The sequence below is a fragment of the Pseudomonas sp. FW305-25 genome, from assembly GCF_017351415.1.
GTDB classification, from domain to species: domain Bacteria; phylum Pseudomonadota; class Gammaproteobacteria; order Pseudomonadales; family Pseudomonadaceae; genus Aquipseudomonas; species Aquipseudomonas chlororaphis.
In genome coordinates this window covers 1-25,793 of sequence record NZ_JACNDE010000030.1, presented here as the reverse complement: position 1 = coordinate 25,793, position 25,793 = coordinate 1, and the positions used below count along the sequence as shown (strand labels likewise).

Below are 25,793 nucleotides of genomic sequence, written 5' to 3'. Positions count from 1 at the left end.
CGGTTGGGCTGGACGATCGAGGGCGGCACGCCCCGAGCGGCTGCGGGAACACGCAATGGACCGGGTCATTTGCTTTGCGCCTGTTTCAGAGCCAGGACATCCTTGGGCGTCACCATGTCGCCCTTGTTGTTGCCCCAGGCGTTACGTTCGTAGGTGATCACCGCTGCCAGGTCGACTTCCGACAACTGCTTGCCGAACGCCGCCATGGCGGTGCCGGGCTTGCCGTGGAAGACGATGTTCAAGTGATCCGCCACCGGCCCGGTGGCGATCTTCGAGCCCTTGAGCGCCGGGAACATCGGCGGCAGGCCCTGGCCTTCGGCCTGGTGACAGGCCACGCAGGTGGTGTGGTAGACCTTGTCGCCACGGGCCACCAGTTCTTCGAGGGTCCATTCCTTGCTGGTCAGTTCCTTGAGCTTGAGGGCTTCGGCCTTGCGTTCGCCCAGCCAGGTGTCGTAGTCGGCCTGGGTCTTCACGTCGACCACGATCGGCATGAAGCCATGGTCCTTGCCGCACAGTTCGGCGCACTGGCCGCGATACAGGCCGGGCTTGTCGACCCGGGTCCAGGCTTCGTTGACGAAACCGGGGATCGCATCGCGCTTGACCGCGAAGGCCGGAACCCACCAGGAATGGATGACGTCGGCGGAGGTCACCAGAAAGCGCACCTTGGCGCCGATCGGCAGCACCAGCGGCTGATCGACTTCCAGCAGATAATGCTCGCCCTTGGCGCTCTGGTTATGAATCTGTTCGGCGGGAGTGGTCAGGTTGCTGAAGAACTCGACGTCCTGGCCCAGGTATTTGTAATGCCACTTCCACTGATAACCGGTGATCTGGATGTCCACATCCGGTTCGCTGGCGTCGTACATCTTGATCAGGGTCGCGGTGGCGGGAACGGCCATGGCCACCAGGATCAGCAGCGGCACCACGGTCCAGAGGATTTCCACTGTCGTGCTTTCGTGGAACTTGGCGGCCACCTGGCCGGTGGAGCGGCGGTGCAGGATCATCGACCAGAACATGGCGCCAAAGACAATGACGCCGATCACCACACAGATCCAGAAGATGGTCATGTGCAGGTCGAATACCGCGTGACTTATATCAGTCGCTCCAGGCGCCATATTCACGGTCCAGGCGCCATGCGCCTGGCTGAATACCGACCACAACAGGAGGCCCATCCAGACTTGTGGATGTCGCATCATTGCGGGTTCCCCTTATCGTTCTTGTTATCCCGCCGGCTTGCACCTGCGGCCAAGGGAGCGGCTGCCTAGACTACGAACTTAAACCGCCGAGCCTTCGCTGCGCATGCAGTCGGGCGTCATCAGCTAACTTCATTCAGACCCGAGTATAGACAGCGACTTCGACCTCGCAACGCGGTGCCGTAAATCCACTGAAACAGTTTGCCGCTGCCTTATAGGCCACGGTTGGAAAGGGATAGGGGATCAATGATGGCGAAGCGATATAACCCAGACGACTAACCATGAAATAATTATGAAAAATACGTCTTAAGCGATTTCGTGAGCAGGCTAACTTATGTCTTCCCTAATTAATTGCCCTTGTTTCCTGGAGTATTCATGAACACCGCCGCATTGCGCGAGCAGATCCAACGAGCCCATCAACATGAGTCCGGCACCGGGCAATTGCGCCGTCAGCTGGAAACCCAATTGCCACACCTGCACCCCGCCATCCAGCTCCCCGAAGTGGACGCCCAGGGGGTGATGACCCGTTTTGTCGCCGCTTATATCGATCAGGTTCCCGACCTGCTGGACGCCGCCAACGAAGTCGCGCGCGAAGCCGGTATCGAGTCGCAGATCAAGCCGGTGCTGAAGATCGCCGAGCAGTTCTTCCTCCAGCCGCCCGCTATCATGGCCGGCCACGAAGGCCTGGACAGCCTGCTGGACGAAGCCTATCTGGCCCATCGCCTGGTGGAAGAGGTCAACGACCTGTACATCACCCATTTCGGCCAGCCGCTGATTCCCCTGGACACCACGGTGGCCAACCTGATCGCCCACCAGTTGATCGGCGAAACCTTCGCCAACCAGCTGGACCAAGCGGTGCACCATGCGGTCGATGCGATGCTCGACGAAGAGAGCTTCGCCCTGGAGTCGGTCGAGGCCTACCGGGAAAAGCTCAACAGCCCCGACACCGATGCCGCCTGGAAACGCTGGCCGTGCCTGTCGCGCCAACTGGGCGTGGAACTGGAGCTCGACCAGCCGGCTGCCTGAGGATTGCAGGTGGCGGCCCTGTAGCCGCTGCCGCAGGCTGCGATCGACCGGCACGGTCTCGGCGATATCACTGGCGCTGAAGGCCCTTCGGACCTTATCGCAGCCTTCGGCAGCGGCTACAGGGCTACAGACTTACGCCCGGCTCAGGCCTTTGGCCCCCAGCTTCGAGGCCGGGCTCACGCCCACATTGGTGTGCAAGCGCCCCTCCAGCCGGCGCTTCAACCCGCGCGACTCGATCACCAGCTTCGAGCCCTTGGCCGCATTGGCTCGTCCCCACTCCTCGAGCAGCTCCAGGCAGGCATGGTCGATGTAGCCCAGGTTATTGAGCGGCACATGCACCGTGGTGCCCGGCGGGATGCTGCCCAGCGCCTGGGTCAGGGCCGGCACCTTGAGGAAGGTCGCGGCGCCCACCAGGCGCAGTTCCATTTCGCCTTCGGCGGGCAGGTCCACCAGGCTGATCTTCAGCCGCGAAGCGCCCCAGGCCAGCTTCACCAGGGTCAGGCCGAAACCGATCAGCACACCGGTCAGCAGGTCGGTGAAGACAATCGCCAGCGCGGTCACGCCGTAGATCAGCATCGGCATCGGCCCATAACGACCCAGCTTGCGGAACGACTTGAGGTCCACCAGCTTGAATCCGGTGTACACCAGCACACCCGCCAGGCTGGCCACCGGAATGCTTTGCAACACGCTGGACAGCAACAGCACGAACGCCAGCAGCCACAAGCCGTGGAAGATCGCCGACAACCGCGTGGTCGCGCCCGCCTGGACGTTGGCCGAGCTGCGCACGATCACCCCGGTCATCGGCAGGGCGCCGAGCAACCCGCAGAGCATGTTGCCGATCCCTTGCGCCGACAGTTCACGGTCGAAATCCGAGCGCGTACCGCTGTGCATGCGATCCACCGCGGCCGCGGACAGCAGGGTTTCGGCGCTGGCGATAAAGGCCACGGCAAAGGCCGCGATCAGCAGCGTCGGGTCCGCCAGGTTGAGCAGGTCGGCCGGGCGCAGCCAGTCGATCGCCTCGGCAAGGTTTTCCGGCACCTCGACCCGCTTGACCTGCAGCGCCAGGGCCAGGCTGGCAAAGGTCGCCAGGCCGACGCCCAGCAGGGCGCCGGGGATGAAGCGCAGCGAATGCGGGCGCAGTTTTTCCCATAGGAACATCACCGCCATGGTCGACAGGCCGAGCAGCCCGGCCTGCCAGCCAAAGCCACCGCCCAGGCTGGGCAAGGCCTGGGCCACCGCCTCGGGGAAGCCCGCGAGGTTATCCAGGCCGGACGCCTGGGGCTGGGCGTCGAGCATCACGTGCACCTGGGAGAGCACGATCAACACCCCGATCCCGGCAAGCATGCCGTAGACCACCGCCGGCGCCGTGACCCGAAACCAGCAACCCAGGCGCAGGCGCCCGGCCACCAGTTGCAGGAAACCCGCCAGCAGCAGGATCGGCCCGAGCATGGCGATACCGTGCTGGCGTACCAGCTCGAACACCAGGACCGCCAGCCCCGCGGCCGGACCGCTGACCTGCAAGGGCGAACCGGCCAGCCAGCCCACCACCAGGCCACCGATGATTCCGGTGATCAACCCCTTGGCCGGCGGCATGCCGGAAGCGATGGCGATACCCATGCACAAGGGCAGGGCCACCAGAAACACCACCACGGAAGCGAGCAGCTCCCGTGGCAAAACAGCTTTCAATTGTGCTGCACGCATGATGATTCTCCCGAAGCTTTCTTCAGGCGTGGCAAAGCCTGACCGCGCAGACGGCAGTCATGGCTGAACCCCACTGGGATTTAGGAGGATTTAGAAGCGCGCTTTAGGCGTCGCAACCGGGATCGGATGGCGTCCGTCCAACGGCAGGAAACACCCTTGATCCGCGTCGTAGGCTTTGATTTCGCTGGTTTCGATGTTGTACACCCAGCCATGGATGAACAACTGGCCGTTGGCTATGCGCGAAGCCACCGAAGGGTGGGTACGCAAATGCTGCAGCTGGGCGATGACGTTCTCTTCGGTCAGCACATGCATGCTGGCGTTCTCGTCGGCGCAGTCGCAGTTCTCCTGGACCATGGTCTTGGCCACTTCGGCGTGGCGCAGCCAGGCTTTGACCGTCGGCATCTTTTCCAGGCTCTGCGGGTTGAGCACCGCGCGCATGGCACCGCAGTCGGAATGGCCGCAAACGATGATGTGGTGCACCCCCAGGGCCATGACCGCGTATTCGATGGCCGTGGACACACCGCCGTTCATCTGCCCGTAAGGCGGTACCACGTTACCGACGTTGCGGGTCACGAACAGGTCGCCCGGGGCGCTCTGGGTAATCAGTTCGGGGACGATGCGCGAATCCGCGCAGGCAATGAACATCGCCCGCGGCCGCTGGGCCGTGGCGAGTTTCTTGAACAGTTCTTCCTGCTGTGGGAAGACCTCGTGATGAAAATGCAAAAAGCCGTCAACGATTATCTGCAGCGCTGCATCGGCGCTTTCGGCGACCTCCGGGGACGCTGAAGCCGACGCAGCCAACGGCTGTTTATCCTTGTCACTCATGATTCATCCTCTTTTGACGGATTAGGTGAATTTTCCAGTTTTATCCGGCACGACGCCAGCGATTGATTAAAAAACAACCAGCCCGCTGACAGCGACCCATCGGTCACTTGGTGAACAAGGTAGCCTTCCAAACTTAACTCAAACTGAACCGGCCGCTCTAAAACGCCACTATTGGCGATGCAAAAAGGTGACCAGCGTATAGACGACGGTGCACCGGCTCTACTCCACCATAGGCCAATACCTCCTAGGCTCTGTACGAAAAGTGGCTGCGCTCGGCCATGCTGCGTTAAAAACAGGCTCGGAATGCTCATTTAGGTCCCTAAACTCCGCTTCCTCGCCTATTTTTGCCTTGCCTGACCTTCGCTCGCCGACTTTTCGTACAGAGCCTAGAGCAACGACATCTGCCCACCCGGCGGACAGAACGCCGTGCAATCGAGGTTGTAGCCTTCGCGCCGATCGAGCCCCAGGCGCTTGCTGGCCTTGGCGAAACGCTGCGCCAGCAGGGCCGCGAAGGGGCCTTCGCCGCGCATCCGTGCACCAAAACGGCTGTCGTACAGCTCGCCGCCGCGACACTGGCGGATCAGGCTCAGGACATGGGCCGCCCGCTGCGGATAGTGGGCATTGAGCCATTCCTCGAACAGCGGCGCCACTTCCAGGGGCAGGCGCAGCATCATGTAGGCGGCGCTTTGCGCGCCCGCGGCATGGGCCTCGGCGAGCAGGCTTTCCAGCTCGCTGTCGTTGATCATCGGAATCATCGGCGAACACAGCACGCCCACGGGAATCCCCGCCTCGCGCATCACCCGGATCGCCCGCAACCGCGCCTTGGGCGCCGCCGCCCGAGGTTCGAGGATGCGCTTGAGCTCGTCGTCCAGGGTGGTCAGGCTGATCATCACCGCCACCAGCCGCTGCTCGGCCAGTTCGACCAACAGGTCGAGGTCGCGCAGGATCAGCGAGCCCTTGGTGACGATGGTCACCGGGTGCCGGTAGCGCAGCAGCACCTCCAGGGTCCGCCGGGTCAGCTGGTGTTCGCGTTCGATGGGCTGGTAGGGGTCGGTGTTGGAACCCAGGTTGATCGGCGCGCATTTATAACCGGGCTTGGACAGCTGCTGTTCGAGCATCGCCGCGGCGTTGGTCTTGGCGATCAGCTTGGTCTCGAAGTCCAGCCCCGGCGACAGGTCCCAATAGGCGTGGCTGGGCCGCGCATAACAGTAGATGCAGCCGTGCTCGCAACCGCGATAGGGGTTGATAGAGCGGTCGAAGGGCAGGTCCGGCGAGCTGTTGCGGGTGATGATGGATTTCGCCGTCTCAAGGCGCACCTCGGTGCCCTGGGTCAGCGGGGCTTCCTGGTACCAGCCATCGTCGAAGGCCACCGAGCGCTGGGGCGCAAAACGGTTGTGCGGGTTGGTCGCGGTGCCACGGCCGCGTGGGGGCAGGGGGCTGGACATGGGGAGGCGCTCCATTACTGTACTTATATACAGTAATGGAGGTTTGAGCTGTTGCAAAGCGCCGTCGGGCGGAGCACGCCGTTGGCGCTGATCGCGGTCGATCAGCCGCCGCTGTGCTTCGTCACCTGCCCCAGGTCGTCGTTCGAGGTGCTTTGCAGGTCGCCCTTGCGCAGTCCCGCCACATCCGCGGCCTTCACCTCGGAGCCCTGGTTGCCCCAGCTGGTGCGGATGAAGTTGACCACATCGGCCACCTCCTGGTCCGACAGGCGCCAGGCGAAGGCCGGCATGGTGAAGGTCGATGGCGCGGTATGGGTCGCCGGCAAGGTACCGCCCTTGAGCACGATGTGGATCAAGGACGTGGCATCGGCGCTTTGCAGCACCGGGTTGCCCGCCAGCGCCGGGAACACCCGGGTATAGCCATGGCCGTCGGTACGGTGGCACGCCGCGCAGTTGTCGATATACACCGCCGCCCCCGGCTTGCTGTCGTCACCTTTCCACAACGCCTCGGCCACCGCCTTGTCGTATTGGTGCGGCTGGTCGTTGGCGTCCACCGCCGGCAGCGACTTGAGGTAACGGGCGATGGCCGTCAGGTCGTCCGCGGACATGTACTGCATGCTGTGCACCACCACGTCGCTCATGCCGCCGAACACCGCGCCGCGGTCGCTGCGACCGGTCTTGAGGAACTGCACCAACTGCTCTTCGCTCCAGCTGCCGAGGCCGTCCTTGTGGTCACCGCGCAGGCTCTTGGCGATCCAGCCTTCCAGCGGCGCGCTGCCGGCCAGGAAGTCGCTGCCTTCGCTGGCGCTCAGGGCTTTCTCCTGCATGGTCAGGGCGCGCGGCGTATGACAGGCGCCACAGTGGCCGAGGCCTTCCACCAGATAAGCACCGCGGCTGACCACCGGGTCTTGCGCAGCCTGCGCCTGGCCACTGCCTTGCGCGCCCGCCACGCTTGGCGCGAACATCCAGCGCCAGCCGGCCAGCGGCCAGCGCATGCTCAGCGGCCAGGGGATGTCGCTGTCGCGGTTCTCCTGGACCACCGGCGCCACGCCTTGCATGAAGTAGGCATACAGCGCCTGCATGTCGGCTTCGCTGACCCGCGCATAGGACGGGTAGGGCATGGCCGGGTACAGGCTGCTGCCACTCTTGGCCACGCCATGGCGCACGGCCTTGTCGAAGTCGTCGAAGCTGTACTCGCCGATGCCGGTCTTGTCCGGGGTGATGTTGGTGGAGTAGATCGTGCCGATCGGGGTTTCCATCGGCAGGCCGCCGGCGAACGGCTTGCCGTCCTTGGCGGTATGGCAGGCCACGCAGTCACCGGCACGGGCCAGGTATTCGCCCTGTTTGATCAAGGCTTGCCGATCGGTTTCGGCGGCGCAGAGGGAAGCGCTGCCGAGCAGCGCCAGGGTCGCGATAACGAGGGTTTTCATGGTCATCGCTCCTTATGCCTGGACCAGCGGGCCGGGGTTCTTCAGGTACTGCTCGCGGATCGCGCGGGCCGACCAGTAGGTCAACGCGGCCACCAGGCCGGTCGGGTTGTAGCCCAGGCCCTGGGGGAAGGCCGAAGCGCCCGGGACGAACACGTTGTGCACGTCCCAGCTCTGCAGGTAACGGTTCAAGGCACTGGTTTTCGGATCGGTGCCCATGATCGCGCCACCGTTGAGGTGGGTGGTCTGGTAGGACGCGGTGTTGAAGTGCTCGCCGACCTTCTTGCCCAGCACCGCGATGGCCTTGGGGTTCATCGCCTCGGCGATCTTGCCCATCTTCTCGACCATGAAGCGGTTCATCTTGATGTCGTTTTCCTGCCAGTCGAAGGTCATGCGCAGCAGCGGCAGGCCGTAGGCGTCGCGGTACACCGGGTCGAGGTCAAGGTAGTTGCCACGATAGGACTGGTGGGCACCGTGGGCGTCCATCGACACCTGGTGGGTGTAATAGTCGGCGGTGGCCTTCTTCCAGGCGCTGCCCCAGGCCGGGGTGCCCGGCGGGTTGGAGGTGCCGGCGATCGGCCGGCTGCCGGCCTGGTTGACCCAGAACGGCGAGCCACCGACGAAACCGTGGGGGCCGTGGTCGAAGTTGTCGGCGTTGAAGTCGTCCACCGCCACGCCATTGCCGCCGGCGCCGATGAAGTTGTTGGTGTGCACGTCCTTGTCGAAGTAGGCCTTGATGGTGGCCATGTTCTGGTAGGCGAAGTTCTTGCCCACCACGCCTTCGCCAGTGATCGGGTCGTAGGGCTTGCCGATGCCGGACAGCAGCATCAGGCGCACGTTATGGAACTGGAAGGCACCGAGGATCACCAGGTCCGCCGGCTGCTCGATCTCCCGGCCCTGGCCGTCGACGTAAGTGACGCCGGTCGCGCGGGTCTTGGTGCTGTCGAGGTTGACCTTGAGCACGTGGGAGTTGGGGCGCAGCTCGAAATTCGGCAGCGGCTTGAGGGCCGGCAGAATATTCACGTTCGGCGAAGCCTTGGAGTACATGTAGCAGACGTAGCCGCTGCAGAACCCGCAGAAGTTGCACGGCCCCATTTGCGCGCCATAGGGGTTGGTGTACGGCCCGGAAGTGTTGGCCGACGGCAGGTTGTAGGGCTTGTAGCCGACTTCGCCGGCGGCTTTCTGGAACAGCTGGGCGGAGTAGGTGTTCTTCTGCGACTCCAGCGGGAAATGCTCCGAACGGTCCGGCGCATAAGGGTTGCCACCCTTGCCTTCACCGACCAGCTGGCCTTTCACGGTCCAGGCCTGGCCCGAGGTGCCGAAGACTTTTTCCGCGTAGTCGAAGAACGGCTCCAGCTCTTCGTAGGTGACGCCGAAGTCCTGGATGGTCATGTCCTTGGGGATGAAGTGCTTGCCGTAGCGTTCTTCATAGTGGCTGCGCATACGCAGCTCGATCGGGTCGGCGCGAAAATGCACGCCGGACCAGTGCAGGCCGGCGCCGCCGACGCCGTTGCCCGGCAGGAACGCGCCCAGCTGGCGGTTCGGCAGGGCCACGTCGTTGACGCTGTGGCGAATGGTCACCGTCTCCCGGGAGATGTCCTGGAAGAGCTTCTTGCGCACGCTGTAGGTGAGTTCGTCGATCACCTGCGGGTAATTGCCGTCCGGGTAGGTGTCCTGCATCGGCCCGCGCTCCAGCGCCAGCACGTTGAGCCCGGCCTCGGTCAGCTCCTTGGCCATGATCGCGCCGGTCCAGCCAAACCCGACGATCACCGCGTCGACCTTCTTCATTACCGTTGCCATGCTCAAGCCCTCTCGCCGCGAATCGACACTGCCGGGAAAGGGTATTGCTCGTTGCGTTCCACCCAGTCCATGAAATCGGCGCGCGCGCCGGGGAAGCCGATCAAGGTCCAGCCGACCATGCCTTTATTGCCCCCGTGGATCGGGTCACAGAAGAACCCTTCCTTGGTGTTTTGCAGCAAAAGGTTGAAGAAAATCTTCGGCGGAACGCTGTCGAATGGGGGTTTCCCCGCTTCGAGTTGCTTGAGCAAATCGTCTCGGGTAGCGCTGTCTTGCGCGGCAAATGTTTTACCGTTGAAGGCTTTCGACCATGCATCCGTCGCGGCAATGCCCAGGCGATAGATCTCCTTGGGTACCAGCTTGCTCTGCCAGCCCATCTCCGGCGCGGCGTCGGCGTTGAACGGGCCTTGCATGTACCACAGGGCGCCGGCGGCGTAAGGGGTATTCATCTGCCGGTCGATGTATTCCGGCACGCCGGCTTCCAGGGCGCCAGGGCCTTGTTCGTCGGCCGGGATCAGGCGCTCTACCGCGGCCTGGACAAAGGCCCACTCTTCGGCGGTGAAATAGGTCGGCTGGTAAGCCTCGGTGCTGACCGGGGTTCGGGCCGGCTCCACCGGCTTGGGCGCTTCGGGGGCGGCCATCAGCATCGAGCTGCCAAGACCGGTACTGGCGACCGTGACCACCGGGATCAAGGTCAGGGATTTGCGCAGAAACTCACGCCGCGGGTTGTCTTGATCGTGATCAGACATGGGGGGTGCACCTCACACTAGGCATTCACGGATTGGGCAGCCGCGTCATGGCGTGGCTTGTCGTTCTGGCGGCGATTGGGAGCGCCGGGGAAACACAGTTCAGCAAACTTTGGTTACAAATGGTAGCAGGCTAAGCATTCGAATAAATCGTTTGCGTGGGAAAAAAGTCGCGATTGCCGAGAAAAAACCTCTATCGCAGCGGCTTCACGTTTCTTTGACGAGCGCCTCACAGGGCGTTGACCGGCCCGGATGGAAGCTAGGCTCCCTCCATCCCCATTTCCGGTCACGGCCTTGCGCATGCACAACTTTCGTAGCCTTCCCGCCCTCTGCCTGTCCCTGCTGACGCTGCTTGCCTGGCCCCAGGCCCAGGCCGCCGAAACCGGCGCGACCCGCCCGGCCCAGTGGGCCCAGCCGGTGGAACCCCACTACAACCTGTACCAGATGTCGCCGACGCTCTACCGCAGCGCCTTGCCGGACGGCGGCGCCGTGCCTTTGCTGGAAAAGCTCAAGGTGGGCACGGTGATCAACTTTCTGCCGGAGTCCGATGCCAGCTGGCTGCAGGCCCCGGCAATCAAGCAGGTGCAATTGCCTTACCGGACCAATCACGTGGATGACGCCGATGTGCTGGCGGCCTTGCGCGCGATCCAGAACGCCGAAAGCGAGGGCCCGGTGCTGATGCACTGCAAGCACGGCTCGGACCGCACCGGGCTGATGTCGGCGATGTATCGGGTGGTGATTCAGGGCTGGAGCAAGGAGGAGGCACTGAATGAAATGACCGGAGGCGGGTTTGGCGACAGTTCCCACTTCAAGGACGGCATTCGCTACATGATGCAGGCCGATGTCGACAAATTGCGCACTGCCCTGGCCAATGGCGATTGCAGCACCAGCGTGTTCGCCACCTGTTCGGTGAAAAGCTGGTTCGAGACGGTGAGCGCCAGCAAGCCGGCGAATTGAGCAAGGGAAAGGGGGTCGATGCGGTCCTGTAGGAGCGAGCTTGCTCGCGATAGCGGTGCAGCAGGTACACCGCGGCGCCCTGATCGCCAGCAAGCTTGGCTCCTACAGAAGCCTGGGGGTTACTTCGCGTCGTCGGTCTTTTTCTTCAACTTGGGGTTGGGGAAAAACTGCACCGACTGGACCTTGGCATCCGGCGCCTTGAGGGCCGTGGTGTTGACCCGCGTGCCCAGTTCCTTGGGCACCGACAGCCCCTGTTCATTCAGGGTGTCGGAATAACCGCAGGCCACGCACTCGCGATGGGGAACGTCGTCTTCGCTCCACATCATCAACTTGTCCTGCTCGCTGCACGCCGGGCAGACCGCCCCGGCGATAAAGCGTTTTTTCGTCTTCACTGGCCCCTCGCTCATGCCGCTGCGTCCTCGGTCAGGCCGCTGTGGCGCAAGAGTGCGTCAATCGACGGTGCGCGTCCGCGGAAGTCGACGAACAGCACCATCGGCTCCTGGGAACCGCCACGGGCCAGGATCGCCTCGCGGAACGCGCGACCGGTCTCGGCATTCAGCACGCCTTCTTCCTCGAACTTCGAGAAGGCATCGGCCGACAGCACTTCGGCCCACTTGTAGCTGTAGTAACCCGCCGCGTAACCGCCGGCGAAGATGTGCGCAAAGCTGTTGGGGAAGCGGTTGTAGGCCGGCGGACGCATCACCGAGACCTCGTCGCGCACGCCTTCGAGCACCTGCAGCACGCTACGGCCGTCGCCATGGGTGGCATGCAGTTCGAAGTCGAACAGCGAGAACTCCAGCTGGCGCACCATCATCAGGCCGGACTGGAAGTTCTTCGCCGCGAGCATTTTTTCCAGCAGGTCCTGGGGCAGCGGCTCGCCGGTCTCATAGTGGCCGGAGATCAGCGCCAGGCCTTCCGGCTCCCAGCACCAGTTCTCCATGAACTGGCTCGGCAGCTCCACCGCGTCCCAGGCCACGCCGTTGATGCCGGAAACACCGGCATGTTCGACGCGGGTCAACAGGTGGTGCAGGCCGTGGCCGAATTCGTGGAACAGGGTGGTGACTTCATCGTGGGTCAGCAGGGCAGGCTTGCCGCTGTCGGCCGGGGTGAAGTTGCACACCAGGTTAGCCACCGGGCTTTGCAGTACACCGTCAATGGTGCGGCGACGGTCGCGGGCGCCGTCCATCCAGGCACCGCCACGCTTGTTGGCGCGGGCATACAGGTCGAAGAAGAAACGGCCCACGTGCTGGCCGTTTTCCTTGATCTCGAACAGGCGCACGTCCGGGTGCCAGCTGTCGAAGCCTTTCAGTTCGGTGATCTCGATGCCGTACAGGCGCTGGACGATGGCGAACAGGCCGCCGAGTACCTTGTCGATCGGGAAGTAGGCGCGCAGGGTTTCCTGGGCCACGCTGTAGCGCTGCTCGCGCAGCTTCTCGCCGTAGAAACCGCTGTCCCAGCTTTGCAGGTCCGGGCAGCCTTGCTCGGCGGCGTAGGCCTTGAGCTGTTGCAGGTCCTGGGCGGCGAACGGTTTGCTGCGCTTGGCCAGGTCCCGCAGGAAGCTCAGCACCTGGTCGCTGGACTCGGCCATCTTGGTGGCCAGGCTCAGCTCGGCGAAGTTGGCGTAGCCCAGCAGCAGGGCCAGTTCCTGGCGCAGGTCGAGGATTTCCTGCATGACCGGGCCGTTGTCATTCTGGCCGGCATTCGGGCCCTGGTCCGAGGCGCGGGTGCAGTAGGCCGCGTAGACTTCTTCGCGCAACGCGCGGTCTTCGGCGTAGGTCATCACCGCGTAGTAGCTGGGGAATTCCAGGGTGATCAGCCAGCCTTGCAGGTCCTTGGCCTGGGCCGCGGCAGCCATCTGCGCCTTGGCCGACGCGGTCAAGCCGGCCAGGGCCGCTTCGTCGGTGACGTGCTTGGTCCAGGCCTGGGTGGCGTCGAGCAGTTGGTTGGAGAAGCGGCTGCCCAGCTCGGAAAGCTTGCTCTGCACTTCGGCGTAACGCTTCTGCTGCTCTGGCGGCAGGTCGATACCCGACAGGCGGAAGTCACGCAGGGAATGTTCCAGAATGGTTTTCTGCGCCACGTCGAAACCGGCGGCTTGCGGGCTGCTCGCCAGGGCCTCGAAGGCCTGGAACAGCTCACGGTTCTGCCCCAGCTCGGTGGAATAGGCGCTCAGGGCCGGCAAGCAGGACTCATAGGCCCCGCGTAGTTCGGCGCTGTTGCACACGGCGTTGAGGTGGCTGACCGGACTCCAGGCCGCGCCCAGGCGGTCGTTGAGTTCGTCCATGGCCAGAACCAGGCCGGCCCAGGTCGGTTGCGCGCCCTGGTTCTTGAGGATTTCAGCGATGGCAGCGCGGTTGTCAGCCAGGATCTGTTCGATGGCCGGCTGTACGTGCTCGGCGCGGATCGCCGAAAACGGCGGCAGGTCGTAGGGCTGCAGAAGAGGGTTGTTCACACTCACGGTTGGCACCTTGGCTGGAAGAAACATTGGGCCATCTTAATTACAATCGACGCCCACCGCAGCTATCGACCCCATTAATAAATGTCAGAGCAGGTATCCAACTTGGCCATTCGCAGCTATCAGCACCACACGCCCATCCTTGGCCCGCGGGCCTTCGTCGACCGTTCGGCGGTGGTGATCGGCGACGTCGAAATCGGCGCCGACAGCTCGGTCTGGCCACTGACGGTGATCCGCGGCGACATGCACCGCATCCGCATCGGCGCCCGCACCAGCGTGCAGGACGGCAGCGTGCTGCACATCACCCACGCCGGCCCCTTCAACCCGGACGGCTTCCCGCTGCTGATCGGCGACGACGTGACCATCGCCCACAAGGTGATGCTGCACGGTTGCAGCGTCGGCAGCCGGGTGCTGATCGGCATGGGCAGCATCGTCATGGACGGCGCGGTGGTGGAAGACGATGTGATCGTCGGCGCCGGCAGCCTGGTGCCGCCGGGCAAACGCCTGGAAAGCGGCTTCCTCTATGTCGGCAGCCCGGTAAAACAGGCCCGCCCGCTGACCGACAAGGAGCGTGCCTTCTTCACCTACAGCGCCGCCAACTACGTGAAGCTCAAGGACCTGCACCTGGCCGAAGGCTACGACCAGGCTTGAGCCCCCGACCCACTGCCCAGGAATCCCCATGCATTACCAAACCGTTCTGTTCGACCTCGATGGCACCCTGACCGACCCGCGTGAAGGCATCACCCGCTCGATCCAGTTCGCCCTCGGCAAGCTGGGCATCGACGAACCCGACCTGAGCAAGCTGGAACACTTCATCGGTCCGCCGCTGCTGCAGGCGTTCATGCAGTTCTACGGCTTCGACGAAGCCAGGGCCTGGGAGGCGGTGAATTTCTACCGCGAGCGTTTCAAGGTCACCGGCCTGTATGAGAACCGCGTGTTCGACGGCGTCACGCCCCTGCTGGAAACCCTCGGCGGGCAAGGCCGCCAGCTGTACATCGCGACCTCCAAGCCATGGGTGTTCGCCCGCGAGATCGCCCGGCACTTCGATTTCGCCCGGCACTTCAAGGTGATCTACGGCAGCGAACTGGACGGCACCCGCACCGACAAGGTCGAGCTGATCCGCCACCTGGTCAGCGAAGAAGGCCTGGACCCGAGCGATACCCTGATGATCGGCGACCGCAAGCACGACCTGATCGGCGCCCGCCGTAACGGGCTGGATGCGGCGGCGGTGGGTTATGGCTTCGGCAGCCACGAAGAACTGAGCGCCGAGGCCCCGGCCTACCACTTCCAGACCCTGGATGAGCTGCATCAGGCGTTCCTGCAGCGCTGAGCCACCGGCCATCGCGGGCTTCTCCTCCCACAGGAGCGAGGCTTGCCCGCGAAGAGGCCAGAACGTCAAACCCAGATCGCATCCCAAAGCGAATAATCGCCCACCCTCCTCACCAACCCCGCGCGTAACGGGTTGGCCACGATATACCGCGCCACGGCCTGCAGATCCTCCGTCTTGCGAATGCCCCGATCATGGTAGCCACGTTGCCACACCGCCCCTTTGCGTTGTCGCTGGCGGTTCACCGATACGCAAATGCGCGAGCGGGTCCTGCCCATTAACACGGGCAACGTCGTGTCACGCAGCTCGACCAACCAGTGAAAATGATCGGGCATGACGACAAAGGCCAGTGAGCAGACGAACTGCTCCCGTTCGGCCTGCTTGAACGCAGCCACGACCAGGCGGCCCGAGTGGAAGTCGCTGAATAGCGGTTCCCGGTTTTGCGTGACGGAGGTGAGGACATAGATTTGACCAGGCTGCGAGTAACGTCCGCTGCGCAGGCGGTGAGCGTGATATTTGCGGGGCATGGGCGATCCTCCTTGATCGTGCTTTCAAGGCTAGATCGAAGAAGGAGGGGACGGTGGTTGGCTGTTGTTCGGGATGTGTCTGGCGAGACGCCTTCGCGGGCAAGCCTCGCTCCTACGCCGATATGCAGAGTTTGGTGTAGGAGCGAGGCTTGCCCGCGAAGGCTTGCTTTCAGGCGCCGCCCATCAAGGCTTGCAACGCCGCCTTGCGCTTTTCAGCCGGCAGCGCGCCAAGCTTCTCCACGGCCCGGTAAAACGCCGGCCAATCCCCGTTCACCTGCTTGAACAAGGCGGCGAATGCCGGTACCCACTGGTCGTACAGGCCAAAAGGCAGCAGCCTGGCATTGTTCAGCGGGGTGTTGATCCAGAAGTCGTAGCGCGAGTCGCCATGCCATTGGCTGTCCTTCAGCTGCCGGTAATCCCGGCGCAGCTGTTCGAATTCGGCGGCCTTGCGCTGGCGCATCTGCTCGGTTGGCAGTGGCAGGGCATACAGGCGTTCCAGGCGCTGGCGGGTATCGAGGATCAGCTGGATGAACTGGTCCTTCTGCTTCACCAGGGCATCGCTGGCCGGCGCCAGGCCGCGGGCCGCGCGCCATTGCCGGGTGCCTTCCTGCTCGACGAAGGTGGCGAAGGATTCGTTGAACTCGGTGTCGTCCTTCACATAAAAGCGCTGATGGGCCAGCTCGTGGAAGATCAGGGTCGCCAGGCGCTCGTCGCCCCAATGCAGCATCGAACTGAGGATCGGGTCATTGAACCAGCCCAGGGTCGAGTAGGCCTCCACCCCACCGATGGCCACATCCATGCCCTGCTGTTTCTGCAAGGCCGCCTCGCCCCGGGCCGCGCCCTGGCTGTAGTAGCCGCGATAGGCCACGCAGCCGGCAATCGGGAAGCAGTGGGTCTTGGGGCTCAGGGAAAACTCGGGGGTGCTGAACACATTCCACACCACGTAGGGCCGGCCGATGTCGGCGTAGAGGCGATAACTCTGGTTGTCCGGCAGGTGCAGGTGCTGGCTGGCAAAAAGCCGGGCCTTCTGCGACTGGGCCAGATGGGCGCGCAATAACGGGTCGCGAGCCGGGTCGGCGATGACCTGTTCGACCGGCGTGCGGGCCTGCAACAGCTGCCATTGGCCACTGGCCAGCTGGCCGTAGTAACCCACGCTGGAACAACCGTTGAGCGACAAAAGCAGCAAGCCCGGAAACAAAAAGCGCAAAAGATGATCAAGTAACCCATGGCTTGAACGCGGCCTAATCAAATCGAATCATCCTTCGAGAGTCTGCCCCCAAGACTATCTCGCCTGCCTGGAGTTTCGCTATGCGCGTGTTGCTGCTGACCACCGGACTCTTGACCTTGAGCGGCTGTGCCGGATTGCCCGCCCCCGATCCGACGCAAGCCTGGATCGACCTCGACACCCACCAGGACACCGCCCTGCAGGCGCTGGAGGTCGACGAAAAGGCCTGGGTGGACCGCCGATATTTCGAGGTCCAGCCCGGCAACCATGAGCTGAAGGTGCGCTACCAGTTCGCCGTGGAGCCCACCAACATTGGCCCGGACAGCGAACCGCTGTGGCGCGACTGCCAGCTGAATGTGAAATACAAGGACTTCAACGCCGGCCAGCGCTATCAGTTGCAGACCGGCAATATCGGCTTCCGGCCCTGGGCCAAGCTCTATGACCAGCAGCGCAATCTGGTGGGTACCGGCCAACCGGCGGGCTGCCAGCGCACCTGATCGGCGCTATGCTTGAGGCCTTTCCCCGGACGGCCCGACCTCATGCGCCAACCCTTGCTGCTGCTTGCCCTGACCGGCCTCGTTGCCTGCTCCAGCCCCCTGCCGGCGGTGGACCCGCAACAGGCCTGGGTCGATTTCGCCACCCCGACGCCGGGCGGCAAGCTGCTGATGGCCGAGCGCCTGGACAACCAGCGCCTGACCGACGGCCGCTATTTCCAGGTCACCCCGGGCAGCCATGAGTTGATGGTGCGTTTCGATTTCGAGGTGTTCAGCGGGCGCCTCGGCATGATGAACGATCCGGCCGAGCGCCTGTGCTACCTGAGCGTGCGCTACGACCATTTCGAAGCCGGCCAGCGTTACCTGCTGGAAGCCCGCTCGCTGGGTTTCACTCCCAGTGCCCGGCTGTACAACGCCAAGCGTGAGCTGCTGGCCGAAGACCATAGGGTCAACTGCGTGATCTGAACGATCAGCTGTCGTTGCGCTGATAGATGATTGCCTTGGTGCCGTTTTCACAGGTACCGACCACCATGGCCACGTCGTGCTTTTCGGCTTCCTCCTTGCTGACAATCTCCAGGGTGTAGGAGGGCACGGCGTTGGCCTGGATCTTGATTTCAATCTCTTTCTTGAGTTCTTCGCAATCCTTCGGAGCCGCCAGGGCCGAGGTGGCCAGCGCGCAACAAACAACTGCCAGGGCAAAACGTTTCATGATGTGGAGCTCCCTTTGATGCAGCGCCCATGGTCATGGGCTGAGCCTGCAGTCGTGCATTCGACCACATTTTCATGAAGCGAGTTCTGACGCCGCGCATATCGGGTGCGGGAGTTTCGGCAGGGGTGCAATCGCGAGCCAGTTCGCGCCTATGGGTTCGAAGGCGTGAGCGAGCTGGCTCGCGAAGCGATAGGGCAGGTTAAAACACCGTCAGCTAAGCAGCGTCGCATCCAGGCTGATCCTGGCATTCAGCACCTTGGACACCGGGCAACCTTCCTTGGCCTTCTTGCTCAGCTCATCGAACTGCTGCTGGCTGGCGCCGGGAATCTTCGCCTTGAGGATCAGGTGCACCGCGGTGATCGCAAAACCGCCATCGACCTGGTCCAGCGTCACTTCGGCATTAGTGTCGATACTGTCAGCCTTGAGCCCGGCCTCGCCGAGAATCATCGAGAAGGCCATGGAAAAACACCCCGCGTGCGCGGCGCCGATCAGTTCTTCCGGGTTGGTGCCCTTGCCGCCCTCGAAACGCGCCTTGAAGCCGTAAGGGGCATCGCGCAGTACCCCGGTTTCCGTGGAAATCGAGCCAATGCCAGTTTTCAGGTCGCCTTCCCAGTGAGCCGATGCTTTCTTGATGATGCTCATGTCTGTCTCCTCGAGAACGGGCGCGAAAGGCCGCGCCCTTGTGGTTTTCTGCTACTCAGGGTTCTAGAGGATAGAAGGACCGGCGAAGTTCATCCTGTCTGAATCCGCCGTTTGTCCGGACAGCAAATTCAGCCTGGCTATTGAAACTCGGGTATATGCCCACATTGCATGAAACAGGCTTACAGCATTCGGCAGGTTTTGGCTCATGACAAAGGCCTGCACACCAAAGGAGAAGCAGGTTCATGAAACCACTGTCCGACGTTAAGTTTTCCACCCTCGACCTGGTCCCCGTGCGCGAGGACGGCAGCCCGGCGCAATCGCTGCGTAATTCCCTGGACCTGGCCCGCCATGTAGAGAAATTCGGCTACACCCGCTTCTGGGTCGCCGAACACCACAACATGGACGGTATCGCCAGCTCCGCGACCTCGGTGCTGCTGGGCTACCTGGCCGGCGGCACCTCGAGCATTCGCGTCGGCTCCGGCGGCGTGATGCTGCCCAACCATGCGCCGCTGGTGATCGCCGAGCAGTTCGGCACCCTGGAAAGCCTGTATCCGGGGCGTATCGACCTGGGCCTGGGCCGCGCGCCGGGGTCGGACCAGATGACCGCCCGCGCCCTGCGCCGCGAACGTTCCGGCAGCGCCGACGACTTCCCTGAAGACGTGGCCGAACTGATGGCCTACCTCGGCCCACGCACCCCGGAACAACGGGTGATCGCGGTGCCAGGAACAGGTACCCAGGTGCCGGTGTGGTTGCTGGGCTCGAGCCTGTTCAGTGCGCAACTGGCCGGCGAGCGCGGCTTGCCTTACGCCTTCGCCTCACATTTCGCACCGCGCTACATGCACGAGGCGATTCGCGTGTACCGCAATCACTTCAAGCCTTCGGCCGTGCTCGACAAGCCTTACGTGATGCTCGGCGTGCCGCTGGTGGCGGCCGATACCGACGAACAGGCCGACTATCTGGCGACCTCGGTGTACCAGCGGATCCTCGCGCTGATGCGCGGCCAGAGCCTGGTGCAGCGCAAACCGGTGAAGAGCATGGACGGCCTGTGGCTGCCCCATGAAAAAGAGGCGGTGGGCAGCTTCCTCGGCCTGGCCATGATCGGCAGCCCGGCGAAGATCCGCGCCAAGCTCGAAGTGCTGATCGAACAGACCGGCGCCGATGAACTGATCTTCACCTGCGACCTGTACGAGCACGCCGACCGCCTGCATTCCTACGAATTGCTGGCGCAAGTGATGAAGGGTTGAGTCTGCAATCGGGCCGAAGGGATTGGGTGATCCAGAGGCCTTGCGCGCCCTTCGGTCGCGATCGCAGCCTGCGGCAGCGGCTACAGGGGCACGCCTGGCCTGGCTAAACGCCGGGCACAAAAAAGCCGACGCAGCGCGTCGGCTTTGTTCATTGCTACAAGGGCTCAGCCACGCTTGTAGACGATTTCCTTGGTACCGCCTTCGCAGGTACCGACCACTTTGCCGTCAGTCGCGCTGCCTTTTTCGACAATTTCCAGCGAATAACCCGACGCGCCTTTGGCGTCGATCTTCGCGGCGATTTCGCTTTTCAGCTCTTCGCATGGCTTGCCGGCAGCAAGGGCTGTTCCCGCGACACTCAACAACACTAAAGCCATTACCTGTTTTTTCATCGGTCACATTCCCTGGTCGAATCAAATAAGCGTCAAGCCCCGGCTTGTTCGGCATCGAGGCAGATATAGCGCTTTGCCATTCCCTATGGCAATCGGCCAGCGCACAAGTTCAACAGCCTAGCCCAGGTTCAGCTGTTGGCAATGCGGAAACCGACTTTGAGCGTGACCTGGAAATGCGCGGCCTTGCCATCCTTGATATGCCCACGGGTTTCCGTGACCTCGAACCACTCCAGGTGCTGGATGCTTTTGCTGGCTTCGGCCAGCGCATTGTTGATGGCGTCTTCGATGCTGCTAGGGGACGAACCGACCAGTTCGACTTTCTTGTAGGTGTGATGATCAGACATGGCGCGCTCTCCTTATGAGGTAGATCAAAGCCTAGCAGCGATTACCAGCAACACTGGAATAAGCCCCGGCCCATCGTCATGCAGATTTAATGCACTTTCGCCAGGCCGCGCAGTCGGACCCTACAGACCCTCAATCAACAATGCAGGAGAGCCACCATGGCCAACACTTCGTTACGCAAAGCCTCATTGGAAAGCATGGAAGCCGAGATCGAAAGTCTGCTCAAGTCCCTGGAGAGCCTCAAGGACGACGCTTCGGACGAATCGCGCAAAACCCTCAAGGCGCTGAAAAGCAACGCCGAGAGCGCGCTGAGACATTCGCGCAGCCTGCTCAGCGATGCCTATGAAGAAGTCAAAGTGAAAACCCGTGAAACCGGGATCGCCACCCGCGACTACGCCCAGCAGCACCCCTGGACCACCGCCGGCGTCGCCGTGGGCGCGCTGGGCCTGCTGGCTGCCTACCTGCTGTGCAAGCGCGGCAATTAAGGCGTCTGGCGCAGCTCGTTGCTGAGCCACTGCGCCAGTTGCCGGGCGCGCCCGTCCGCGGCGCGCTTGGGCAGCCACAATGCCAGTTGCCCCGGGGTTTCACAGAAACCCCACGGGGCAACCAGGCGTCCGGCACGCAGGTCCTCGGCCACCAGCGGCTGCGGTGCGATCGCCACGCCCAGCCCGGCCACCGCGGCCTCCAGCAAATAATACAAATGCTCGAAACCCTGGCCGAACTTCAGCGCCCCGGCGTCGATGCCGTTCTGCCGTGCCCAGCTGGGCCAGGCCTGCGGGCGCGAGGTGGTCTGTAGCAACGTCTCGTTGAGCAGCGCACTGGCCGGCGCCTCGCGCAACTGCTCGTAACGGCCGTAGCGCGGGCTGAGCACCGGGCCGATGCGCTCGCTGGCCAGCTCAAAGACCTGCATGTCCGCCGGCCACGGCGGCTCGGCGAATACCAGCAAGGCGTCCAGCCCCGGACGGCGCGGGTCGAGATCGCCTTCGCCGGCCGACAGGTGCAGGCGCAGGTCCGGCAGGTCGGCATTCAGCCGCCCCAGGCGCGGAATGAACCAGCGCGCCAGCAGGCTGCCGGAACAGCCGAGCACGAAGGGCGCATCGGCGGTGCTCTGGCTCAGCTCGGCGCAGACCGTGCGCAGGCGCTCGAAGGCATCGCTGCTGGCATCGCGCAGGCGCACACCGGCATCTGTGAGTTTAAGGCCGCGCCCTTCCTTGACGAACAGGCTCACCCCAAGATGCTCTTCGAGCACCTTCAACTGGCGGCTGACCGCACCATGGGTGACGTGCAGCTGTTCGGCCGCCAGACTGACGCTGTTCAGGCGGGCGGTGGCTTCGAAGGCCCGGAGGGCGTTCAGCGGGGGCAGGTCGTGGCTCATGGAATATGTGAGTTTTCCTGACAGGTTGTGGCGATCTTATCGGTTTTCAGCCTGGGACGTCAGGGGGTAGAGTGAACGCCATTGTCTTTCCAGCATTCACCCTTTTGACGAATCACCGGGAGCGCCCCATGAACCAGACCAACCTGCGCAACGGTCCTGATGCCAACGGCCTGTTCGGCGCGTTCGGCGGCCGTTACGTCGCCGAAACCCTGATGCCGCTGATCCTCGACCTAGCCCGCGAATACGAAGCGGCCAAGCAAGATCCGGAGTTCCTCAAGGAACTGGCCTACTTCCAGCGCGACTACGTCGGCCGTCCAAGCCCACTGTATTTCGCCGAGCGCCTGACCGAGCACTGCGGCGGCGCCAAGATCTACCTCAAGCGCGAAGAGCTGAACCACACCGGCGCGCATAAGATCAACAACTGCATCGGCCAGATCCTCCTGGCGCGGCGCATGGGCAAGAAACGCATCATCGCCGAGACCGGCGCCGGCATGCACGGCGTGGCCACCGCCACCGTGGCGGCCCGTTTCGGCCTGGACTGCGTGATCTACATGGGCACCACCGACATCGAGCGCCAGCAGGCCAACGTGTTCCGCATGAAGCTGCTGGGCGCCGAAGTGATCCCGGTGGTCGCCGGCACCGGCACCCTGAAGGACGCGATGAACGAAGCCCTGCGTGACTGGGTGACCAACGTCGACAGCACCTTCTACCTGATCGGCACCGTGGCCGGTCCGCACCCTTATCCCGCCATGGTCCGCGACTTCCAGGCCGTGATCGGCAAGGAAACCCGCGAGCAGCTGCAAGCCCAGGAAGGCCGCCTGCCGGACAGCCTGGTGGCGTGCATCGGCGGCGGCTCCAACGCCATGGGCCTGTTCCATCCGTTCCTCGACGACAAGAGCGTGCAGATCATCGGCGTCGAAGCCGCCGGCTACGGCATCGAGACCGGCAAGCACGCGGCCAGCCTGAACGGCGGCCTGCCAGGCGTGCTGCATGGCAACCGCACCTTCCTGCTGCAGGACGAGGATGGCCAGATCATCGACGCTCACTCGATTTCCGCCGGCCTCGACTACCCGGGCATCGGCCCTGAACACGCCTGGTTGCACGATATCGGCCGTGTCGAATACACCTCGGTGACCGACGACGAAGCCCTGGCCGCGTTCCACCAGTGCTGCCGCCTGGAAGGCATCATCCCGGCCCTGGAAAGCGCCCACGCCCTGGCCGAAGTGTTCAAGCGCGCGCCGAACCTGCCCAAGGATCACCTGATGGTGGTCAACCTCTCGGGCCGCGGCGACAAAGACATGCAAACCGTGATGCACCACATGGAACACTCTCAACAAGAGCAATCCCAGCAGGAGAAACACTGATGAGCCGCCTGCAAACGCGCTTTGCCGAGCTTAAGCAACAGAACCGCGCCGCCCTGGTGACCTTCGTCACCGCCGGCGACCCGGGCTACGATGCCTCCCTGGCGATCCTCAAGGGCTTGCCGGCCGCCGGCGCCGACGTGATCGAACTGGGCATGCCCTTCACCGATCCGATGGCCGACGGCCCGGCGATCCAGCTGGCCAACATCCGCGCCCTGGAGGCCAAGCAGAACCTGGCGAAAACCCTGCAAATGGTTCGCGAGTTCCGTGTCGGCAACAACGACACGCCGCTGGTGCTGATGGGGTACTTCAACCCGATCCACCACTACGGCGTACCGCGCTTCATCGCCGAAGCCAAGGAGGCCGGGGTCGACGGCCTGATCGTGGTCGACATGCCGCCCGAGCACAACGCCGAGCTGTGCGACCCGTCCCAGGCCGCCGGCATCGACTTCATCCGCCTGACCACGCCGACCACCGACGACGCGCGCCTGCCGAAGGTGCTGAACGGCAGCTCGGGCTTCGTCTACTACGTCTCCGTGGCCGGTGTGACCGGTGCCGGTTCCGCCACCCTGGAGCACGTGGAAGAGGCGGTGACCCGCCTGCGTCGCCACACCGACCTGCCGATCAGCATCGGTTTCGGCATCCGCACGCCGGAGCAGGCCGCGGCCATCGCCCGCCTGGCTGACGGTGTGGTGGTAGGTTCGGCGCTGATCGACCAGATCGCCAATGCCAGCAGTTCCGAGCAGGCTGTGGATGGTGTGCTGAGCCTCTGCGCCTCCCTCGCCGAAGGGGTGCGTCAAGCCCGTGTCAACCAAGGGTAAAGTTCCTGATACAGAGGAATTAGCCTCGGCATCCACAGACTAACCAGCAAGACCAAGGGGTTCAGAACCAGGTTCTGAGCCCCTTTTTGTTGTTCGTGCTCTGAGGAAGACCCGATGAAAATACCCAAACGCCTGATTGCCGGTCTCGGCGTGCTGATGCTCAGCGCCAGCCCGCTGCTGCACGCGGTCGCGGACCCACGTGACGACCACGACCGCGGCGGCCCGCAACCGGGTCGCTACGACAATCGAGGAGATAATCGGGGCGATGAGCATCGCGGCCCGCAGGCCGATCGTCGCGGCGGCCCGCCCCGGGATTTCGGCCCGGTGCGCGAGACCATTCGCGATAACCACGCCTACTTCGTACGCGGCGCGCCACCGCCCCACGGCATCCATCTGGTGCGCGGCCAGCCGCTGCCCCGCGGCTACTACGGCGAACGCCTGGACAACCGCGCCCTGGCGCACCTGCCGTACTACCCGGGTTATGAATGGCGGCGCATGGGTGCCGATATCGTGCTGATCGCGGTGGGCACGGGGATCGTCTACGAGATCCTCGATGGCGTGTTGTATTGATCGGGGGCTGATGGCGCTTGAGAGGATGCCATCGCGAGCAAGCTCGCTCCTACAGAAAGCGCCTGGCCTTGTAGGAGCGAGCGTGCTCGCGAAAAACCTCAAAAAATCGACAGGTCCAGCGGACGGATCGCCCCCATCCAGACCGCATGCTCCGTGTGATCCTTCAGGTCGTCCCCGGTATCGGGGTGCAGGAATACCACCAGCCCGTTGCGATTGAGCGCCAGCCACGGCAACACCTCGCCCAGGTATTGCGGCTCGAACGCCAGCTGGCAGCTCCAGTCCGGGTGCGGGCCGACCGGCCGTTCATGCACCCGCCCCATCTTCAACGGAAACAATTGCGCCGCCTGCTCGCACAGGGCCCGCGCCTGGTCGATGGTGCTGGCGTCGAAATAGACATGGGCGTGATAGCCCTTGATGCGTTGCATGGAACCTCTCATGACAAAGTCGAACCCTGGCAACAGCCCACAGGTCATAACCTTACCAGTGTAAAGAAACGGGCCGCGCCATGAAAAATGCCGAAACCCCGGTGGTCAAACTGGTGCTCTACGGTGCCATGAGCAGCCTGGGCAGCGCGCTGATGGCGGAATTCCTGCGACGCCAGCATGAAGTCATCGCCATTCTCGACGACCTGACGGCCCTCGCCCCCCTTCCCGGTTTGCGCACCAAATGCGGGGACCTGTTCGATGCCGAGCGGGTCAGGCAAAGCGTGGCCGGAGGCGACGTGGTGGCCTGCCTGCTGGATGCTCCGGGGCTGCCCATGGGCCTTGAACAGCAGGAAAACCTGCTGCTCGAACCCCGGGAGCAACTTCGCGCGGTCGAAGCGCTGATCGCTGGCATGCAGGTCGCGGGCGTCCGGCGCCTGTTCCTGGTGGGGCATTTCGAGGTGCTGGACCAGCCGGAGATGGAAGGCTACCCACACCGCCAGACGGCCGAAGCCATCCTCGACGCGCTGCAAGGCAGCACCTTGCGCTGGACCCTGGTGAATGAACCGCAAAGCCCGCCCGGGCTGACCTTGGAACACTTCAGCCACTCCACCGACAGCCTTGCACCAGAGCGGGTCGAACCGGTGCAGCGACTGGCGCGGGTGGCTGCCGGCATTGCCGATGAACAGCAGCTGAACCTGCACGTGGGCGAACATGTGAACTTCGTATGTTGAATCCTTATCGCGAGCAAGCTCGCTCCTACAGAAGGTTATGCGATCCCA

General features: G+C 63.5%; 29 protein-coding genes. 12 read left to right on the top strand and 17 right to left on the bottom strand.

What is annotated here, in order from left to right:
• Positions 1 to 65: 65 nt before the first annotated feature.
• Positions 66 to 1,193 (bottom strand): cytochrome c oxidase subunit II, encoded by a 1,128-nt coding sequence (gene coxB, locus J4E58_RS23505; protein WP_053263243.1) that lies wholly within the window; start codon positions 1,191 to 1,193, stop codon positions 66 to 68.
• A 372-nt stretch (positions 1,194 to 1,565) separates the two neighbouring features.
• Here coxB and J4E58_RS23500 point away from each other — a divergent pair, with 372 nt between their 5' ends.
• Positions 1,566 to 2,216 (top strand): hypothetical protein, encoded by a 651-nt coding sequence (locus tag J4E58_RS23500; protein WP_053263242.1) that lies wholly within the window; start codon positions 1,566 to 1,568, stop codon positions 2,214 to 2,216.
• Positions 2,217 to 2,348: 132 nt separating this feature from the next.
• Here the strand turns inward: J4E58_RS23500 and J4E58_RS23495 are convergent, their stop codons facing one another.
• The 6 genes from J4E58_RS23495 to J4E58_RS23470 all read right to left on the bottom strand — a co-directional run bounded on the left by J4E58_RS23495 (position 2,349) and on the right by J4E58_RS23470 (position 10,157).
• The gene (locus J4E58_RS23495) at positions 2,349 to 3,917 is read right to left on the bottom strand and encodes a SulP family inorganic anion transporter (RefSeq protein ID WP_087092819.1); all 1,569 of its coding nucleotides are present in this window, start codon (positions 3,915 to 3,917) and stop codon (positions 2,349 to 2,351) included.
• Positions 3,918 to 4,007: 90 nt separating this feature from the next.
• Entirely contained in the window at positions 4,008 to 4,742 is a 735-nt protein-coding gene (locus tag J4E58_RS23490) for a carbonic anhydrase (RefSeq protein ID WP_053263240.1), read from the bottom strand.
• A gap of 386 nt (positions 4,743 to 5,128) precedes the next feature.
• Positions 5,129 to 6,187, bottom strand: coding sequence for a PA0069 family radical SAM protein (locus J4E58_RS23485; RefSeq protein WP_053263239.1), 1,059 nt, complete (start codon positions 6,185 to 6,187; stop codon positions 5,129 to 5,131).
• Between the two features lie 101 nt (positions 6,188 to 6,288).
• Positions 6,289 to 7,614 carry a cytochrome c gene (locus J4E58_RS23480; RefSeq protein ID WP_087092820.1) on the bottom strand — a complete coding sequence of 442 codons (1,326 nt, stop codon included), beginning with the start codon at positions 7,612 to 7,614 and terminating at the stop codon, positions 6,289 to 6,291.
• 12 nt (positions 7,615 to 7,626) lie between these two features.
• Positions 7,627 to 9,411, bottom strand: a complete 1,785-nt coding sequence (locus J4E58_RS23475) for a GMC family oxidoreductase (protein ID WP_085532588.1) — start codon at positions 9,409 to 9,411, stop codon at positions 7,627 to 7,629.
• A gap of 2 nt (positions 9,412 to 9,413) precedes the next feature.
• Complete coding sequence (locus J4E58_RS23470; protein ID WP_009041509.1) at positions 9,414 to 10,157, bottom strand: gluconate 2-dehydrogenase subunit 3 family protein; 744 nt, start codon at positions 10,155 to 10,157, stop codon at positions 9,414 to 9,416.
• 297 nt (positions 10,158 to 10,454) lie between these two features.
• Here J4E58_RS23470 and J4E58_RS23465 point away from each other — a divergent pair, with 297 nt between their 5' ends.
• Entirely contained in the window at positions 10,455 to 11,111 is a 657-nt protein-coding gene (locus J4E58_RS23465; protein ID WP_087092821.1) for a tyrosine-protein phosphatase, read from the top strand.
• A 119-nt stretch (positions 11,112 to 11,230) separates the two neighbouring features.
• Here the strand turns inward: J4E58_RS23465 and J4E58_RS23460 are convergent, their stop codons facing one another.
• A complete protein-coding gene (locus tag J4E58_RS23460) occupies positions 11,231 to 11,518 on the bottom strand; it encodes a YheV family putative zinc ribbon protein (RefSeq protein WP_087092822.1) in 288 nt (95 codons plus the stop codon).
• Positions 11,515 to 13,593, bottom strand: coding sequence for an oligopeptidase A (prlC, locus tag J4E58_RS23455; protein ID WP_172963048.1), 2,079 nt, complete (start codon positions 13,591 to 13,593; stop codon positions 11,515 to 11,517). The genes J4E58_RS23460 and prlC overlap by 4 nt, the downstream gene beginning before the upstream one ends.
• Positions 13,594 to 13,668: 75 nt before the next feature.
• Here prlC and J4E58_RS23450 point away from each other — a divergent pair, with 75 nt between their 5' ends.
• Both J4E58_RS23450 and J4E58_RS23445 read left to right on the top strand, forming a co-directional pair.
• Positions 13,669 to 14,214: a gamma carbonic anhydrase family protein gene (locus tag J4E58_RS23450; RefSeq protein ID WP_037034753.1), complete on the top strand. Its 546-nt coding sequence runs from the start codon at positions 13,669 to 13,671 to the stop codon at positions 14,212 to 14,214.
• Between the two features lie 28 nt (positions 14,215 to 14,242).
• Entirely contained in the window at positions 14,243 to 14,893 is a 651-nt protein-coding gene (locus J4E58_RS23445) for an HAD family hydrolase (protein ID WP_009041505.1), read from the top strand.
• A 65-nt stretch (positions 14,894 to 14,958) separates the two neighbouring features.
• On the opposite strand, the gene J4E58_RS23440 is transcribed toward J4E58_RS23445, so the two are convergent.
• Both J4E58_RS23440 and J4E58_RS23435 read right to left on the bottom strand, forming a co-directional pair.
• Positions 14,959 to 15,417, bottom strand: a complete 459-nt coding sequence (locus J4E58_RS23440; protein WP_087092823.1) for an REP-associated tyrosine transposase — start codon at positions 15,415 to 15,417, stop codon at positions 14,959 to 14,961.
• A gap of 169 nt (positions 15,418 to 15,586) precedes the next feature.
• Positions 15,587 to 16,666 carry an aminopeptidase gene (locus J4E58_RS23435; RefSeq protein ID WP_087092824.1) on the bottom strand — a complete coding sequence of 360 codons (1,080 nt, stop codon included), beginning with the start codon at positions 16,664 to 16,666 and terminating at the stop codon, positions 15,587 to 15,589.
• 59 nt (positions 16,667 to 16,725) lie between these two features.
• Here J4E58_RS23435 and J4E58_RS23430 point away from each other — a divergent pair, with 59 nt between their 5' ends.
• Both J4E58_RS23430 and J4E58_RS23425 read left to right on the top strand, forming a co-directional pair.
• On the top strand, positions 16,726 to 17,139 hold the full coding sequence (locus J4E58_RS23430; protein ID WP_007926170.1) for a hypothetical protein: 414 nt from the start codon (positions 16,726 to 16,728) through the stop codon (positions 17,137 to 17,139).
• 42 nt (positions 17,140 to 17,181) lie between these two features.
• The gene (locus J4E58_RS23425) at positions 17,182 to 17,601 is read left to right on the top strand and encodes a hypothetical protein (RefSeq protein ID WP_007926173.1); all 420 of its coding nucleotides are present in this window, start codon (positions 17,182 to 17,184) and stop codon (positions 17,599 to 17,601) included.
• Positions 17,602 to 17,605: 4 nt separating this feature from the next.
• Here J4E58_RS23425 and J4E58_RS23420 read toward each other — a convergent pair whose 3' ends face one another.
• Positions 17,606 to 17,845: a DUF1161 domain-containing protein gene (locus J4E58_RS23420; protein ID WP_009041501.1), complete on the bottom strand. Its 240-nt coding sequence runs from the start codon at positions 17,843 to 17,845 to the stop codon at positions 17,606 to 17,608.
• A 210-nt stretch (positions 17,846 to 18,055) separates the two neighbouring features.
• The gene (locus J4E58_RS23415; protein WP_007926175.1) at positions 18,056 to 18,487 is read right to left on the bottom strand and encodes an OsmC family protein; all 432 of its coding nucleotides are present in this window, start codon (positions 18,485 to 18,487) and stop codon (positions 18,056 to 18,058) included.
• 242 nt (positions 18,488 to 18,729) lie between these two features.
• Between J4E58_RS23415 and J4E58_RS23410 the strand changes: the two genes are divergently transcribed.
• A complete protein-coding gene (locus tag J4E58_RS23410; RefSeq protein WP_009041499.1) occupies positions 18,730 to 19,731 on the top strand; it encodes an LLM class flavin-dependent oxidoreductase in 1,002 nt (333 codons plus the stop codon).
• A gap of 164 nt (positions 19,732 to 19,895) precedes the next feature.
• On the opposite strand, the gene J4E58_RS23405 is transcribed toward J4E58_RS23410, so the two are convergent.
• On the bottom strand, positions 19,896 to 20,120 hold the full coding sequence (locus tag J4E58_RS23405) for a DUF1161 domain-containing protein (protein ID WP_053263232.1): 225 nt from the start codon (positions 20,118 to 20,120) through the stop codon (positions 19,896 to 19,898).
• Between the two features lie 128 nt (positions 20,121 to 20,248).
• A complete protein-coding gene (locus J4E58_RS23400) occupies positions 20,249 to 20,464 on the bottom strand; it encodes a dodecin (protein WP_009041497.1) in 216 nt (71 codons plus the stop codon).
• Positions 20,465 to 20,620: 156 nt separating this feature from the next.
• Between J4E58_RS23400 and J4E58_RS23395 the strand changes: the two genes are divergently transcribed.
• Positions 20,621 to 20,947, top strand: a complete 327-nt coding sequence (locus J4E58_RS23395; protein ID WP_007926179.1) for a YqjD family protein — start codon at positions 20,621 to 20,623, stop codon at positions 20,945 to 20,947.
• Here J4E58_RS23395 and J4E58_RS23390 read toward each other — a convergent pair.
• A complete protein-coding gene (locus tag J4E58_RS23390; protein WP_087092825.1) occupies positions 20,944 to 21,837 on the bottom strand; it encodes a LysR family transcriptional regulator in 894 nt (297 codons plus the stop codon). The genes J4E58_RS23395 and J4E58_RS23390 overlap by 4 nt on opposite strands.
• 128 nt (positions 21,838 to 21,965) lie before the next feature.
• Here J4E58_RS23390 and trpB point away from each other — a divergent pair, with 128 nt between their 5' ends.
• The 3 genes from trpB to J4E58_RS23375 all read left to right on the top strand — a co-directional run bounded on the left by trpB (position 21,966) and on the right by J4E58_RS23375 (position 24,589).
• Positions 21,966 to 23,201, top strand: a complete 1,236-nt coding sequence (gene trpB / locus J4E58_RS23385) for a tryptophan synthase subunit beta (protein WP_087092826.1) — start codon at positions 21,966 to 21,968, stop codon at positions 23,199 to 23,201.
• Positions 23,201 to 24,019 carry a tryptophan synthase subunit alpha gene (trpA, locus tag J4E58_RS23380; RefSeq protein ID WP_087092827.1) on the top strand — a complete coding sequence of 273 codons (819 nt, stop codon included), beginning with the start codon at positions 23,201 to 23,203 and terminating at the stop codon, positions 24,017 to 24,019. The genes trpB and trpA overlap by 1 nt, the downstream gene beginning before the upstream one ends.
• A gap of 114 nt (positions 24,020 to 24,133) precedes the next feature.
• Entirely contained in the window at positions 24,134 to 24,589 is a 456-nt protein-coding gene (locus tag J4E58_RS23375) for an anti-virulence regulator CigR family protein (RefSeq protein ID WP_087092828.1), read from the top strand.
• A 98-nt stretch (positions 24,590 to 24,687) separates the two neighbouring features.
• Here J4E58_RS23375 and J4E58_RS23370 read toward each other — a convergent pair whose 3' ends face one another.
• Positions 24,688 to 25,014 (bottom strand): DOPA 4,5-dioxygenase family protein, encoded by a 327-nt coding sequence (locus J4E58_RS23370; protein ID WP_009046239.1) that lies wholly within the window; start codon positions 25,012 to 25,014, stop codon positions 24,688 to 24,690.
• An 80-nt stretch (positions 25,015 to 25,094) separates the two neighbouring features.
• Here J4E58_RS23370 and J4E58_RS23365 point away from each other — a divergent pair, with 80 nt between their 5' ends.
• Positions 25,095 to 25,745 carry an NAD(P)-dependent oxidoreductase gene (locus J4E58_RS23365; protein WP_087092829.1) on the top strand — a complete coding sequence of 217 codons (651 nt, stop codon included), beginning with the start codon at positions 25,095 to 25,097 and terminating at the stop codon, positions 25,743 to 25,745.
• Positions 25,746 to 25,793 lie beyond the last annotated feature (48 nt).